The 13,793-nt window shown below is 71.9% G+C and carries 13 protein-coding genes; 8 read left to right on the top strand and 5 right to left on the bottom strand.

The window, feature by feature from the left end:
• Positions 1 to 132: 132 nt before the first annotated feature.
• The 4 genes from pgmG (at position 133) to EJV46_RS00600 (ending at position 4,456) form a co-directional block, all read left to right on the top strand.
• Positions 133 to 1,545, top strand: coding sequence for a phosphoglucomutase/phosphomannomutase PgmG (gene pgmG / locus EJV46_RS00615; RefSeq protein WP_131546654.1), 1,413 nt, complete (start codon positions 133 to 135; stop codon positions 1,543 to 1,545).
• Between the two features lie 92 nt (positions 1,546 to 1,637).
• A complete protein-coding gene (locus EJV46_RS00610; protein ID WP_131546653.1) occupies positions 1,638 to 2,618 on the top strand; it encodes a tripartite tricarboxylate transporter substrate binding protein in 981 nt (326 codons plus the stop codon).
• Positions 2,618 to 3,589, top strand: coding sequence for a tripartite tricarboxylate transporter substrate binding protein (locus EJV46_RS00605; RefSeq protein WP_131546652.1), 972 nt, complete (start codon positions 2,618 to 2,620; stop codon positions 3,587 to 3,589). Before EJV46_RS00610 ends, EJV46_RS00605 begins: the two co-directional genes overlap by 1 nt.
• A gap of 63 nt (positions 3,590 to 3,652) precedes the next feature.
• A complete protein-coding gene (locus EJV46_RS00600; RefSeq protein ID WP_165585248.1) occupies positions 3,653 to 4,456 on the top strand; it encodes an alpha/beta fold hydrolase in 804 nt (267 codons plus the stop codon).
• An 18-nt stretch (positions 4,457 to 4,474) separates the two neighbouring features.
• On the opposite strand, the gene EJV46_RS00595 is transcribed toward EJV46_RS00600, so the two are convergent.
• On the bottom strand, positions 4,475 to 6,049 hold the full coding sequence (locus tag EJV46_RS00595) for an ABC transporter substrate-binding protein (protein ID WP_131546650.1): 1,575 nt from the start codon (positions 6,047 to 6,049) through the stop codon (positions 4,475 to 4,477).
• A 36-nt stretch (positions 6,050 to 6,085) separates the two neighbouring features.
• Positions 6,086 to 7,348: an NAD(P)/FAD-dependent oxidoreductase gene (locus EJV46_RS00590; protein ID WP_131546649.1), complete on the bottom strand. Its 1,263-nt coding sequence runs from the start codon at positions 7,346 to 7,348 to the stop codon at positions 6,086 to 6,088.
• Positions 7,349 to 7,383: 35 nt separating this feature from the next.
• On the opposite strand from EJV46_RS00590, the gene EJV46_RS00585 reads away from it, so the two are divergent.
• Entirely contained in the window at positions 7,384 to 8,493 is a 1,110-nt protein-coding gene (locus tag EJV46_RS00585; RefSeq protein ID WP_131546648.1) for a DSD1 family PLP-dependent enzyme, read from the top strand.
• A gap of 15 nt (positions 8,494 to 8,508) precedes the next feature.
• On the top strand, positions 8,509 to 9,099 hold the full coding sequence (locus tag EJV46_RS00580) for an alpha/beta family hydrolase (protein ID WP_131546647.1): 591 nt from the start codon (positions 8,509 to 8,511) through the stop codon (positions 9,097 to 9,099).
• A gap of 73 nt (positions 9,100 to 9,172) precedes the next feature.
• On the opposite strand, the gene EJV46_RS00575 is transcribed toward EJV46_RS00580, so the two are convergent.
• Both EJV46_RS00575 and EJV46_RS00570 read right to left on the bottom strand, forming a co-directional pair.
• On the bottom strand, positions 9,173 to 9,856 hold the full coding sequence (locus EJV46_RS00575) for a molecular chaperone DnaJ (protein ID WP_131546646.1): 684 nt from the start codon (positions 9,854 to 9,856) through the stop codon (positions 9,173 to 9,175).
• Between the two features lie 2 nt (positions 9,857 to 9,858).
• Positions 9,859 to 10,557, bottom strand: coding sequence for a VWA domain-containing protein (locus EJV46_RS00570; protein WP_131546645.1), 699 nt, complete (start codon positions 10,555 to 10,557; stop codon positions 9,859 to 9,861).
• A gap of 95 nt (positions 10,558 to 10,652) precedes the next feature.
• Between EJV46_RS00570 and EJV46_RS00565 the strand changes: the two genes are divergently transcribed.
• Together EJV46_RS00565 and EJV46_RS00560 are read left to right on the top strand one after the other, a co-directional pair.
• A complete protein-coding gene (locus EJV46_RS00565; RefSeq protein ID WP_131546644.1) occupies positions 10,653 to 11,957 on the top strand; it encodes a hypothetical protein in 1,305 nt (434 codons plus the stop codon).
• 102 nt (positions 11,958 to 12,059) lie between these two features.
• A complete protein-coding gene (locus EJV46_RS00560) occupies positions 12,060 to 12,752 on the top strand; it encodes a carbonic anhydrase (protein ID WP_131546643.1) in 693 nt (230 codons plus the stop codon).
• Between the two features lies 1 nt (position 12,753).
• On the opposite strand, the gene EJV46_RS00555 is transcribed toward EJV46_RS00560, so the two are convergent.
• A complete protein-coding gene (locus EJV46_RS00555) occupies positions 12,754 to 13,734 on the bottom strand; it encodes a tripartite tricarboxylate transporter substrate binding protein (RefSeq protein ID WP_165585247.1) in 981 nt (326 codons plus the stop codon).
• Positions 13,735 to 13,793: the final 59 nt, after the last annotated feature.

The raw sequence follows: 13,793 nt of genomic DNA, 5'->3' as shown, positions 1-13,793 counted from the left end.
GTTCCGCAACGTCGCGCCGGAAAAGCTGGCGGCGGCGATGTCGGGACGCATCCTGCTCGACCTGCGGAATGTTTACGATCCGCCCGCCATGCGCGAGGCTGGCTTCACATACCATTCGATCGGACGACCCTGATGGCCGACTTCTCCCACGCCTTCGACAAGACCTCGCTGCGCGAGTACGACATCCGCGGAATCGTGGGGAAGACCCTGCACCCGGCGGATGCCTTCGCGATCGGCCGGGTCTTCGGGACCATCGTGGCGCGGGCCGGCGGAAGCCGCGTGGCCGTGGGCCGCGACGGACGCCTCTCCTCGCCCGAACTGGAGAAGAGCCTGGTGGACGGGCTCGTCGCTTCCGGCATGGAGGTGATCCGGGTCGGCGTCGGGCCGACGCCCATGCTCTACTTCGCGAGCTACGACCAGAAGGCTGACGGCGCCGTCATGCTGACCGGCAGCCACAATCCGCCGGACTACAACGGCTTCAAGATGATGATCGGCAAGAAGCCGTTCTTCGGGAAGGACATCCAGACGCTGGGCTCCATGGCGGCGAGCGGCGATGTCGTCGTCGAGACCAAGGGCTCCTCGCGCGAGGTCGATGTCAGCGAGACCTACATCGAGCGCATGGTGAAGGACTATGCCGGCGGCCCGAAGAAGCTGACGGTCGTCTGGGATCCGGGCAACGGCTCGGGCGGCGCGGTGACGGAGCGGCTGGTGAAGCGGCTGCCGGGCACGCACCACCTCATCAATGCCGAGATCGACGGGACCTTCCCCAACCACCATCCCGACCCGACGGTGCTGAAGAACCTTGAGCAGATCATCGCCAAGGTGAAGGAGACCAAGGCCGACCTCGGCATTGCCTTCGACGGCGACGCGGACCGCATCGGCGTGGTGGACGGCGAGGGGCACATGCTCTTCGGCGACCAGCTGCTGGTCGTGCTGGCGCGCGACGTGCTGAAGGCCCATCCGGGCGCCACCATCATCGCCGACGTGAAGGCCTCGCAGGTGCTGTTCGACGAGGTGGCCAAGGCCGGCGGCGAGCCGCTCATGTGGAAGACCGGCCACAGCCTCATCAAGCAGAAGATGGCCGAGACCGGCAGCCCGCTGGCCGGCGAGATGTCGGGCCACACCTTCTTCGCCGACAAGTGGTACGGCTTCGACGACGCGCTCTACTCGGCGGTGCGGCTGCTCGACATCCTCTCGCGCAGCGACGAGAGCCTCGCGGACATGCGCAAGGCCCTGCCGCAGGTGATCAACACCCCGGAGCTCCGCTTCGACTGCGAAGAGTCGAGAAAATTCGAGGTGATCGAGGAGGTGAAGGCCCGCCTCGCCTCCGACGGGGCGGAGGTCCAGGCGGTGGACGGCGTGCGCGTCCTCACTGGGGACGGCTGGTGGCTGCTGCGCGCCTCGAACACCCAGGCCGTGCTGGTGGCGCGCGCCGAGGCGAAGACCGAGGAAGGGCTGGAGCGGTTGAAGGCGCTGCTCGTGCATCAGCTCGAGGCCTCGGGCCTGGCGGCGCCGGATTTCTCCGGGCAGAACGCCGGGCACTGAGCCAAACTTCGGATTGACGGCCGGGAATCGACGCGGCCAACTGTCCTGATCGAGAGCCGGCACAGACACGGCTCCGACAGGAGACTCTCCGCATGATCGCTCGCCGCTCCCTCGCCGTTGCCGGCTTCGGCATCGGCCTGGCTCCCGCCTTCCTCCGCGCCCAGAGCTGGACGCCGAACGGCCCGATCCGGGTCGTCGTGCCGTTCCCGGCGGGCGGCACCACCGACGTGCTGGCCCGCCTCTACGCCCAGCGGCTGACCGAGACGATGGGCGTCTCCGTCGTGGTCGAGAACCGCGGCGGCGCGGGCGGCTCCATCGGCGCCGATGTCGTGGCGAAGGCGGCGCCGGACGGCCAGACGCTGCTCTTCCACAACCTCACCTTCAGCACGACCACCGCGGCCATGGAGCATGCCGGCCGCGCGCCCCATTCCATCGAGCGCGACTTCGCGCCCATCACCGTCGGCGCCAATGTGCCGATGATGCTGCTGGTGGCGCGCGACGTGCCGGTCACCAACCTGAGGGAGTTCGCCGCCTGGGCGAAGACGCAGCCCACGCCGCCCTTCTACGGCTCGACGGGGCCCGGCAGCACGATGAACCTCGTGGGCGAGGTGCTGAAGCGCGACGGCGGCTTTGCCATGGAGCACGTGCCCTTCCGGGGCGCCGCGCCGCTAGTGCAGGACATGCTGGCCGGCCGCATCCAGTTCGGCGGCGACCAGCTCTCCTCCTCGCTGCAGAACATGCGCAGCGGCGCGCTGAAGCCAGTCGCCACCCTCTCGGCGACGCGCGCGACCGCGATGCCGCAGGTGCCGACCGTGCGCGAGCAGGGTTTCCCCAATGCGGAGCTGCAGGGGTGGAACGGGTATTTCGCGCCGGCCCGCACGCCGGAGCCGATCCTGGCCCGGCTCCAGGCGGAGATCGCCGCAGCCTCGCGGCATCCTTCCCTGGCCGCGCGGATCGTGGAGCTCGGCGCGGAGCCGGGCGGCAACAGCCGCGCGGAGTTCACGCAGCAGGTGCACAGCCAGGTCGCCGCGGTGCGCCCGCTGGTGCAGGCGCTCAACCTGCGGGTCGAGTGATGCTGCCGCGCCGTTTCCTGGCCGGGGCGCTGCTCGCCGCGCCGGCCCTCGCGCGCGCCCAGTCCTGGACGCCGAACGGCCCGATCCGCGTGATCGTGCCCTTCGCCGCCGGCGGCACGACAGACATCCTCGCGCGGCTCTATGCCCAGCGTCTCGCCGAGACCATGGGCATCGCCTTCCTCGTGGAGAATCGCGGCGGGGGCGGCGGCTCGATCGGCGCGGACCTCGTGGCCAAGGCGCCGCCGGACGGGCAGGTGCTGCTCTTCCACAACTCCACCTTCTCCGCGACCACGGCCGTGATGGAGTTCCAGAACCGCGCGCAGCATTCCATCGAGCGCGACTTCGCGGGCATCAGCGTCGGCGCGCTGGTGCCGACGGTGATCCTGGTCCACCCCTCGGTGCCGGCCACCAACCTCGCGGAGTTCATCGCCTGGGCGCGCGCGCAGCCCCGGCCGCCCTTCTACGGCTCGACCGGTCCGGGCAGCGCCGGCCATCTGACGGGCGAGGTGCTGAAGCGCGACGGGAACTTCCAGATGGAGCACGTGCCCTTCCGCGGCGCCTCGCTGCTGGTGCAGGAGATGCTGGCCGGGCGCATTCCCTTCGGCGGCGACCAGCTCTCCTCGGCGATGCCGCATATCCGCGCCGGCGGGGTGCGGCCCATCGCCATCCGCTCGACCGCGCGCAACCGGCTGCTGCCTCAGATCGCGACGGTGCGCGAGCAGGGCTTTCCCAATGCGGAGATCCTGGGCTGGAACGGCTTCTTCGCGCCCGGGCGTACACCGGAGCCCATCCTGATCCGCCTCCAGGCCGAGATCGCGGCGGCGGCGCGGCATCCGCAGGTGGCGGCGCGGATCGACGAGCTGGGCGCCGATCCCGGCGGCAATTCCAGCGCGGAGTTCACGGCGATGGTGCAGGGGCAGGTCGCGGCGCTGCGGCCGGTGGTGGCCTCGCTCGGATTGCGGATGGAGTGACGCGGATTGGCGATGGCGCATCGCCGTCCTAGGCTCTTCGGAACAATCCGAAGAGAGACGCCGATGCCGAGCCTCGAAGTCGATGGCACGACCATATCCTACGCCGAGGCCGGGAGCGGCCCGCCGCTGCTGATGATCCACGGCACGCTGGGCGACCAGCGCAGCTTCGGCCCGCAGATGGCGCCCTTCGCGGCGAAGTACCATGTGATGTCGCTCAGCATGCGCCACGCCTGGCCCGGAACCTGGGAGGAGGGCGGCGACTTCACCATCGACCGCCATGTCGCCGACGTCGCCGGCTTCATCCGCGCGCTCGATCGGGGGCCGGTCCATCTGCTCGGCCATTCGCGCGGCGGGCACATCGCCTTCCGCGTGGCCGAGCGCCATCCGGAGCTGGTCAAGGCGCTGGTCCTGGCCGAGCCCGGCGGCGAGCTGGACGAGAGCCTGGGCGGCGCGCCGCCCAGCGGCAAGCAGGCGGCCGGCTTCAATGCGGCGGCGCTGAAGATCGCGGCCGGGGATGTCGATGGCGGGCTGATCATGGTCGCCGAGCAGACCGGCGGCCCGGGCGCCTGGGAGAGACGGCCCGAGGAGAAGAAGGTGATCGGCCGCGACAATGCCGGCACGCTGATCGGCCAGATGACCGAGCAGCGGAAGCCCTATTCCCGCGCGGCGGCCGAGGCGATCCGCGTGCCGACGCTGCTGCTCGGCGGCGCCGAGAGCCAGCCGAACTTCGGGAAGATCATCGACGCGCTGGTGCGCTTCATGCCGGACACGCAGCGCGTCACCGTGCCCAAGGCGACGCATGGGCTGAACTACGACAATCCGGACTTCTTCAACGCGGCGGTGCTGGACTTCCTAGCGAAGCACTGAGCAGGGGGCGCCGAGCACTCACCCCTTGGCGATGTTCCAGTAGACCGGGATCGCCGCGTCCAGGATCCCGGAGATGCGCGCCGTGTGGCCGCGCACGAGGCTCATCGTGCCGATCGGCACATAGGGCACCACCTCCAGCGCGCGCAGCTGCGTCGCCGTGGCGATGCGGCGGCGCTCCTCCATGGAGGGCGCGACCGCGAAGGCGTCGCGCAGCCGCTCCATCTCCGGGTCCTCCGGCCAGCCGGGAAGGGCCGTGCGCGCCCCGGCCGAGCGCAGCGCGATGTGGCTCACCGGATCCATCAGGTCCACCGCGGCCGGCGCCGAGACGAAGAGGCTCCAGCCGCCCTGGCCCACCGGATTCTTCGAGAGACGGCGCGTCACCAGCGTCGCCCAGTCCATGGCCTGGAGGTCGACGTTCATTCCTACGCGCCGCAGCCGGTCGGCCGCGACGCGCGCGAAGGTGCTGCTGATGGTGCTGTCCTGCGCATCGAGCACCACCACGGGCGTGCCGTCATAGCCCGACTGCTGGACGGCCGTGCGCGCGAGGTCGAGGTTGGGCGCGGCCCAGCCCTCACTGGTGTGGAAGGGCGAGGCACAGGGAAAGAAGCTCCTGCAATCCTGCCAGCGCGCCGGATCGGGCATATAGGCCGGCATCATCTCGGCCGGATCGACCAGCAGGCGCATGGCCTGACGCAGCCGCGGATTGTCGAAGGGCGCCGCCGCGTGGTTCATCCGGAAGATCGGCTGCACGCCCGCGCTGTCCTGCGCGGCGAGACGCAGGTTCCGGTTGCGCTGGACCACGGGGAAGAGGTCGGGCGGCAGCTCCTCGAAGATGTCGATCTCGCCAGTCTGCAGCGCATTCAGCGCCGTCGCGGCATCGGGCAGCATCACCCATTCGACGGTCTCGACGCGCGCGATCTTGCCGCCGGCCAGCCCATCCGGCGCCTCGGCGCGCGGCACGTAATCGGCGTTGCGGCGATAGGTGGTGCGGTCGCCCAGGCGCCAATCCTCGCGCGCCAGCCTGTAGGGGCCGGAGCCGGTGGGGTCGGTGATGGGCGTGCTGATCGGCGTCGCCGCCACGCGCGCCGGCATGATGAAGGCGGGCAGGCCCGAAGGCTTGGCCAGCGCATCCAGCACCAGCGCCCAGGGGCGTTGCAGCGTGAGACGGAAGCTCTTCGCGTCGACGGCTTCGAGGCGATTGCCCTCGGCCAGCATCTGCGCGCCGTGCCCGTCGCGGATGGCCCAGCGCCGCAGCGAGGCGACCACATCCTCGCTGGTGACGGGCGCGCCGTCATGGAAGCGAAGGTTGTCGCGGAGCGTGAAATTCCAGGTCAGGCCATCGGGGCTGGTGCTGTGGCTCGCGACCATCTGCGGCTGAGGCCGCATCTTCGAGTCCAGCGCGTAGAGCGTATCATAGACCATGTAGCCATGGTTGCGGGCCATGTATTCCGGGCTGATGAAGGGATCGAGGCTCCGCATGTCGCCGAAGAGCTTCACCCGCAGCACGCGCGGATCGCCACGGTTCTGCGCGAAGGCGGGGGCGGCGAGCGGAACGGCGGCAAGGGCCGCGAGGCCGCGGCGGCTGATGGACATAGGACATCTCCCTCGAACCGGCGTCGTGGCGCCGTTTCAGCGAGCGTCCGTCACGGCGGCGCGCTTGTCCAGGAGATCGCGCACGGCCGCCTCGCCGGAGAGCCAGGCGCCGGCGACGGTGCCGGCGAAGCGGGAATGGCAGGCCTCGCCCGCGAAGCGCAGCCGGCCTCCGCCGAGCCACCGCGAGAGCCGCGCGCGCGATTCGTGGTGGCCCGGCCGGGCATGGGTGTAGCTGCCGCGGAAGAGGGGATCGGTCCCCCAGCCGGTGACGACGGCCTCGCCCAGCGCCGCCGCGCCACGCGCGCCGAACATGGCGGCGAAATCCGCGCGGGCGGCGGCCTCAGTCGTGGCCGTGCCCTCCTGCGCCAGCTCCCAGGCGCGGGCACCGCCCACGAAGCCGAAGACCTGGTCGCGCCCGAAGGGCCAAAAGATCCAGCTCATGGCGGTGCGGACCTCCGGCCCGAGCAGGCGGCGCGCGGAGTGGAAGGGCGCCATGCCGAGCCGGTCATCGCCCCTGGTCCGGAACCCGTATTTCGTGAGCAGCCCGAGCGGCAGGCCGTGGATGGCGTCCATGGTGTCCGACGGAAGCCCGGGCGTGAAGCGGATGGCGCCCGCCGCCAGCACGCCGGTCGAGACGGTGACGATGGCCGCGCCGGCGCGCAGCGTGCCCCATTCGCCCTCCGCCACCACGCCCGGCCCGTCCCAGCGCAGCCGCGTCACCGCATGGCCGAGGCGGATGGGCAGCCCACCGGACAGCCGCGCCACCAGGGCACCGACGCCCTCGCGCGGCAGGAGGTTCGGGCCTTCCAGGTCGACCGCCACATAATCCTTCAGGGAGATCATCGAGAGCTCCGCAGCATTGATCTGCGAGCCGAGCCAATGCGCGATGGTCTCGTTCCAGCGGCCACCCCGCGGCACGACCTCGGAGACGGCGCGGTCCGGATCCTGCGGGGCGGCGACGATCGCGGCTTCGAAATCGTCCAGGGCATGAAGATACTCGGCCAGCTCGGTGCCCGTGGCGAAGCGGTCCCCGAGATGCAGGTGCCGCCCGCGCACCGCGTCGTGGTCGATGTGCTCGCCGAGGAAGCGCGCCAGCGGATTTTCCCCGGCTTGGTGCAGCCAGGTGGCGCCATGGTCGAAAGGCGCGCCCAGCAGGTCCGAGGTGTAGGCCCGCCCGCCCACGCGGTCGCCCGCCTCCAGCACCACGCAGCTCTTCCCAGCGGCGATCAGCGCCCGCGCCGCCGCGATCCCGGCGCAGCCGGCGCCGATGACCACCACGTCTGGATCATTCCGCAGCATCACCGCATCATGCCCCGGATTCGAGAGGAAGTCCCATGCTCCAGCCCCCTCCCGCCGAACCCGGCATGCGCGAGGATGAAGTCGACACCCCCGCCCTGATCCTCGACCTCGATGCCTTCGAGCACAATCTCGACACCATGGCCGGCTTCCTCGCCGGCAGCGGGGTGAAGCTGCGCGCGCATTCCAAGACGCATAAGTCCCCGGTCATCGCGAAGCTGCAGATGGCGCGCGGCGCGATCGGGCAATGTTGCCAGAAGGTTGGGGAGGCGGAAGCCCTCGCCTGGGGCGGCATCCCCGACGTGATGGTGACGAACCAGGTCGTCGGCGCGCGTAAGCTGGCGCGGCTGGCGGCGCTGGCGCGGATCAGCCAGGTCTCCCTCTGCGTGGACGACCCGGCGCAGGTCGCCGCCGTCGAGGAGGCCGCCGAGGCCGCCGGCGTGCGCATCCCCGTGCTGGTCGAGATCGACGTGGGCGGCAAGCGCTGCGGCGTGGAGGCCGGGCCCCCGGCGGTGGCGCTGGCCGAGGTCATCGCGCGTTCGAAGCATCTCAGCTTCCACGGCATCCAGGCCTATCACGGCAGCGCGCAGCATATCCGCGACCCCGAGGTGCGCGCGAAGGCCATCGGCGGCGCGGTGGACGCCGCGCGCCGCACGGTGGAGCAGCTGCGCCAGCGCGGGCTCGACTGCCCGGTGGTCGGCGGCGCGGGCACCGGCAGCTTCCGGCACGAGCTGGCGAGCGGCGTCTATACCGAGCTCCAGGCCGGCTCCTACGCCTTCATGGATGCGGACTACGCCCGCAACGCCGAGGCGCCGCCCTTCCGGCACGCGCTCTTCGTGCTGGCGACGGTCATGAGCGCCTCCTCGCCGCAGGTCGCGGTGGTGGATGCCGGGCACAAGGCTATGCCGACGGACAGCGGCTACCCGGTGGTGCTGAACCGGCCGGGCGTGAGCTATGTCGGCGCGTCGGACGAGCACGGGAAGCTGACGGTGGAGGATCCCGGCCTGCGCCCGCGGCTCGGGGAGAAGCTGCGGCTGATCCCGGGGCACTGCGACCCGACGGTGGACCGCTACGACTGGTATGTCGGCGTCCGGCGCGGGCGGGTGGAGTGCCTCTGGCCGGTGGCGGCGCGCGGGGCGATGGCCTGAGGCCATCGCCGGCAGATGCTCGGCCCGGTCTTCTATCTCGCGGGGGATTCCTTCCCCCGCTGCCGTCACATGGAGCAGGAGCTGCATGCCCGCCTCGCTCCCGCGGTCGCCAGCTGGACGGGCCAGCGGAGGCTGCTGGCCCAGACCCAGGCCAAGCCCTTCAATCCCGACATCCCGCACCGCCTGGGGCTGCTCGATCAGGCCGTTCCCAAGGGAGGCGGCGCGGTGCTGCTCGGCCGCTCCTCCGGCGCGCGGGTCGCGACCCTCTTTGCCACGCGCTCTGAGGTCGCGGCCGTGATCTGCCTGGGCTATCCCTTCTACCGGCGCAAGCGGCCGCTGGAGCCCGAGCGCTACGCCCATCTCGCGCGGATCGCCACGTCCACCCTGATCTTCCAGGGCCGATCCGACATGTATGGCGGCACCGAGGTCACGAGCCTTTTCGAGCTCTCGCCGGCCGTCACGGTCGAGTTCCTGGACTGCGACCACGAGTTTCACCTGACCGCGCCGGCATGGGACGCGGTGGCGCAGCGCATCCTGGATTTTTCCGCCCGCGCCTCGCGCGCGGAAGCGAGGCTCGAGCCAGTCCCGGCCGGCGATCCCGACTGACCGGGGCCAGGCGGTCAGCTCAGCAGCCAGGCCGTCGCCACGAGGGCCAGGGGCAGCAGGACGCCTACCCACGCTAAGGCAGCAGCAGGTCCCGCGCCTCGTTGATCCGGCTGGCCAGCCAGTCGCTGCCGCCACGGTCCGGATGCGCGCTCTGCATCAGCCGGCGATGCGCGGTGCGGATCTCCTCCTCGCCCGCGCCTTCGCGCAGCCCGAGCACGGCCAGCGCCTCCGCCCGCGTCATCGGCCCGCCGCCCGAGGGAGGCGGCGCCGATCCCGGCGCGTCGCGCCATTCGGGATGCACACGGTCCAGCCAGGCCTCCAGGAGCGGCACGCTCTCGGCGTCGTTCGCCTGGCAATCCGCGAGCAGCGCGCGCAGCTCCGGCAGGTCCATCGAGGCCAGGTTCCGTCCCGCGAAGTCCCCGCGCCGCACCTGTCCCGACATCATCCCGGTTCCGAGATCGAGCCGCATCTCCAGCGTCGCCGTCTCGACGCCGCTGGTGTCGCCCGGCCGGCTGAAGGTCTTCCGCGCCCGCCAGCTCTTCCAGGCCTGCCGCAGCGCGGGGCCGAACATGACCAGCGCCCAGATCGCGCTGGCGCCGCGCCCCGTGAAGAGCATCAGCGCGAAGCCCGCCGCGCCCAGCGTCCCGAAGCCCCAGACGAGCGAGGCCCTCACCGCCGCGGGCCGCGCATGCGCGAAGGCGTAGAGCAGGCCGAGCACGGCCAGCACCGCCAGCCCGCCGATGGCGACCGCGGCCATCGTTAGGCCTTCGGCGCCGCGAGCTGCCCCGCGATGCGCGAGGCCGCGCCGCCCGGGAGCCGCGCCAGCGCCGCCCGCCCGCCCGCCGCGAAGACTGCCACGGCCCGCAGCAGGTCGCGCAACGCGTCGGCGCTGCTCGCGTCGAAGGGCGCCCAGGCGCCGCCGGAAAGCTTCGCGACCTGCCGGAAGCCCGACTCCGCCGCCCGCTCGCTGCCCTCCTGGAAGCAGAAGACCGGCGCCCCATGCATCCCGAGCTGGCCGGCCAGGTGGCAGATCGGGTCGGCCGCCTCCTCGAAGGCGTCCCCCACCAGCACGACCGCATGCACCCGCTCGCGCTTCGTCTCGGCTAGCGCATGCTCCAGCACGCGGAGGATCTGCGTCTGCCCGCCCAGCACCGTGACGCCGGACATCCGCCGCGCCAGCTCGGCCGTGTCGGTCAGGAAGGGCGTCGCCGCGAATTCCATGTAGCCGCGCCAATAGGCCAGCTGCACGGCGAGTCCACCGAGGTCGCGCGTGGCGGAGAACATCTCGGATTGCAGGTGGCAGGCGCGGTCCCAGGCGTGCTGGCGCGAGGCGGTGGCATCCACGGCGAAGATCAGCCGCCCGCCGCCCCGCCCCGCACGGACGGCAGGCAGGGAGGCCACCTTCTGCAGGAAGGCGGCGACGGCGGTGTTGCCGGGCCTGGCCGGGAGCTTGGTCATCTGTGGCCACACATGGTTCATCGCGGGCGGCTGCGCCAGAGGGAGAAGGAAGGTCAGGGGTGGCGTTCCGGCGGGAGCCGAGGCTAGGCTTCCGGATGCGCAAGATCGTCCTCGCCATCCTCCTCTCCGTGCTGGCCCAGCCCGTGCTGGCCCAGCAGCCGCCGGAGCCGGCCGCGGTGACCCAGCTCCGCCGCATGCTCGGCTCCGGCGTGACGCTGGCCTATGGCGCCGCGACCGCCACCGACGTGCAGGGCAGCGCCGCCCTGACCGCGCTGGTGCTGACCAAGGGCGCCGAGACCATCCGCATCGCCGAGGCCCGGCTGGAAGGGCTGCGGGAAGACGGCATCGCGCGGCTTTCCCTGCGCGAGATCCAGATCGCCGGAGGCCAGGTTCCCGCCACGCTCGACCGGCTGGACCTGGAGGGGCTGACCGTCCGCCGCCAGCCCGGCGGCGCGCCGCCCAAGCCGACCGACGTCTCGGCCAACCTGCTGCGCATGGAGAACTGGCGCAGCACGGGCGAAACGCCGGTCAATATCGGCGCCATCAATGTCGAGAATTTCGGCGGGGGCCGTCCCGGCTCGGTCAATGTCACCGCGCTCGAGGTGGGCGTCCGGGGCGCGGGCCCGGTGGAACGTGTCGCCGTCGCGCGCATCGCGGTCAGCGGGCTGGATGCCGCCGAGATCCTGGGCGCCATCATGGAGCAGCGGCCGCCGGCGACCCTGCCGGGCCGCTCCAGCCTCGACATCGAGAGCGTGACCGTGAGCCAGGGCGGCAACGTGCTCGGCCGGCTCGGCGCCTTCACCATGCGCGGCGAGGTGGCGCCGGGCCGGCCGAGCACCGGCGCCTTCACGCTGCGCGGGCTGGAGGTGAACCCGGCCCCGCCGCATGCCGAGTGGATGCAGCGGCTCGACTACACCAGCCTGCGCGCCGAGGCCCGGATGGAGGCCACCCACGATGCGACGACCGGCGTGCTCGACATGCCCGTCTTCAGCATCGAGCTGCGCGACGCGGGCGAGTTGAGCCTGGCCTTCCGCCTGGACAACGTCCGCGAGAACATGACGCAGCAGGCGGCGCAGAACATGCGGCTGATCTCCGCGCGGCTGCGCTACGCCGACCTCTCGCTGTTCCGCCGCTGGGTGCGGACGGCGGCCCAGCGCGAGAACATGCCGGAGAACGCATTCCGCCAGCGTCTCGCGCAGCAGGCGACGGCGGCGCTGAGCGGGCCGAGCCTCGCCTCGGCGCGCGACGCGGCGCAGCGCTTCCTGCGCGGCGATGCGACCGTGCTGGAACTGGCGGCCAATCCGCGCGCGCCGCTGAGTTTCGGGCTGGCGCAGCGCAAACCGCAGCGGAACCTCGCCGGCTGGCAGGACATGTTCGGGCTGACGCTGACGGCCAGGTGATCGCCGGGCCCTGTCCGAAATCCGGGCGGGCCTCCCCACACCCTTGCGGAATTGGCAAGGTTGACTCTTACATGGCGGTCATCTCACCGGGGTTCCTCGACCATGCCGTTGTCCCGCCGCCTCGCCCTGCGTTGCGCCTGCGCTTCCCTCTTCGGCGGCGCCGTCCAGGCGCGGGCGGCCTCCGGCCTGCCGCCGACCACCCTGACGCCCGGGGAGGCGCTCGCCCGGCTGACCGAGGGCAACCGGCGCTTCGTCGCGGATGCTCCCCATGGCGCCCGGGCCCAGGCGGCGCGCCGGGCCACCCTGGCGGGGGGGCAGGGCCCCTATGCCACCGTGCTGGGCTGCGCCGACAGCCGCACCCCGCCCAATACGCTCTTCGACGAGGGGCTCGGCGAGCTCTTCGTGCTGCGCGTGGCGGGCAACACGCTCTCGCCCGCCCATCTCGGCAGCATCGAATATTCCAGCCTGGCGCTGAGCGTGCCGCTCGTGATGGTGCTCGGCCATGAGCGCTGCGGCGCCGTGGCCGCCGCCGTCGATGTCGCCGAGCGCCAGGTCAGCCTTCCGGGATCGCTGCTGGCGATGGTCGAGCCCATCCTGCCCGCCGTGGCCGAAGCCCGGCAGGGCAACCCCGCCGATCTCGTGGAGGCCACGGTGCGCGTGCATGCGATCCGCACGGCGAGACGGCTGCGCGAGGAGCCCTCCGCATTGACGCCGCGGCTGGCCTCCGGCGCGCTGCGCGTGGTGGCGGCGCGCTACGACCTCGACGAAGGCGCCGTCACGCTACTCGACGGCTGATCTACTGCAGGCTGATCCCGGCGAAGCGCACCAGCGCGGCGTGGCGCTCCAGCTCGCTGGCGAGCAGCGCCGTCACCCGCTCCGGCCCGCCGCCGATGATGTCCAGGCCCTGGGCCTCCAGCCGCTGGCGGCCTTCGGGGTCCTGCAGGATCTCGTTCACCAGCGCGTTCAGCGCCTGCACGATCGGGGCGGGCGTGCCCCTGGGCAGCATCAGGCAAAACCAGCTGCCGAATTCCAGCCCCGCCATGCCGAGCTCGGCCGTCGTGGGCACATCGGGCAGCACCACCGAGCGGCGGTCGCTCAGCACGGCGACGGGCCGCACCTGGCCCGCGCGGATCTGCGGCTGCGCGCCGGTCACCAGGTTGAACATCGCCTGGATGCGGCCGGCATGAAGGTCGATGAAGCCCTGGCCGATGGCGGCATAGGGGACGTGCACCATCTCGGTGCCCGTCGCCTGCCGGTACAGCTCGCCGGCCAGATGCATGGAGCTGCCATTGCCGGAGGAGCCGAAGGAGACCTGCCCCGGATGCGCCTTCAGATAGGCGGTCAGCTCGGCGAGGTCGTGCACGGGCAGCGCGTTGTTCACCACCAGCACGTTGGGGACGTTTCCCAGCAGCAGCACCGGCTCGAAGTCGCGCTGCGGGTCGTAGGGCAGGTTCCGGTAGAGCGCGGGATTGGTCGCCATGGTCCCCGCCCAGGTGAAGAGGATCGTGTGCCCGTCCGGCGCGGCGCGCGCCCCCGCGGTCGCGCCGACATTGCCGTTGGCGCCGGGCCGGTTGTCCACCAGGGTCCGCTGCGGCAGGCGCTTGTCCATTTCCTGGGCGAGGATGCGGGCGAGCGTGTCGGCCGTGCCGGCGCCCCCGGCAGCGGGCAGGATGAAGCGCAGCGGCCGGTCCGGCCAGCCCGGCGGCAGCGTCACGGACCGTGCCGGGAGCGGCGCCGCCGCGAGGCCGCAGAGCAGGATTCGGCGCGGGAGCGGCATGGGGACATCCCTGGGCGCATGGACACTGGCCACGGATGACACCATGATTCCGGCGACGC

It is taken from the genome of Roseococcus sp. SYP-B2431, from assembly GCF_004336745.1.
Taxonomy (GTDB): domain Bacteria; phylum Pseudomonadota; class Alphaproteobacteria; order Acetobacterales; family Acetobacteraceae; genus Roseococcus.
Note: the sequence above shows the minus strand (reverse complement) of the source record. Positions and strands in the feature narration are given on the sequence as shown.

Coding starts and splice junctions, on each gene's coding strand:
- pgmG (WP_131546654.1), top strand. CDS start 133: ATGGCCGACTTCTCCCACGCCTTCGACAAGACCTCGCTGCGCGAGTAC.
- EJV46_RS00610 (WP_131546653.1), top strand. CDS start 1,638: ATGATCGCTCGCCGCTCCCTCGCCGTTGCCGGCTTCGGCATCGGCCTG.
- EJV46_RS00605 (WP_131546652.1), top strand. CDS start 2,618: ATGCTGCCGCGCCGTTTCCTGGCCGGGGCGCTGCTCGCCGCGCCGGCC.
- EJV46_RS00600 (WP_165585248.1), top strand. CDS start 3,653: ATGCCGAGCCTCGAAGTCGATGGCACGACCATATCCTACGCCGAGGCC.
- EJV46_RS00595 (WP_131546650.1), bottom strand. CDS start 6,049: ATGTCCATCAGCCGCCGCGGCCTCGCGGCCCTTGCCGCCGTTCCGCTC.
- EJV46_RS00590 (WP_131546649.1), bottom strand. CDS start 7,348: ATGCTGCGGAATGATCCAGACGTGGTGGTCATCGGCGCCGGCTGCGCC.
- EJV46_RS00585 (WP_131546648.1), top strand. CDS start 7,384: ATGCTCCAGCCCCCTCCCGCCGAACCCGGCATGCGCGAGGATGAAGTC.
- EJV46_RS00580 (WP_131546647.1), top strand. CDS start 8,509: ATGCTCGGCCCGGTCTTCTATCTCGCGGGGGATTCCTTCCCCCGCTGC.
- EJV46_RS00575 (WP_131546646.1), bottom strand. CDS start 9,856: ATGGCCGCGGTCGCCATCGGCGGGCTGGCGGTGCTGGCCGTGCTCGGC.
- EJV46_RS00570 (WP_131546645.1), bottom strand. CDS start 10,557: ATGACCAAGCTCCCGGCCAGGCCCGGCAACACCGCCGTCGCCGCCTTC.
- EJV46_RS00565 (WP_131546644.1), top strand. CDS start 10,653: ATGCGCAAGATCGTCCTCGCCATCCTCCTCTCCGTGCTGGCCCAGCCC.
- EJV46_RS00560 (WP_131546643.1), top strand. CDS start 12,060: ATGCCGTTGTCCCGCCGCCTCGCCCTGCGTTGCGCCTGCGCTTCCCTC.
- EJV46_RS00555 (WP_165585247.1), bottom strand. CDS start 13,734: ATGCCGCTCCCGCGCCGAATCCTGCTCTGCGGCCTCGCGGCGGCGCCG.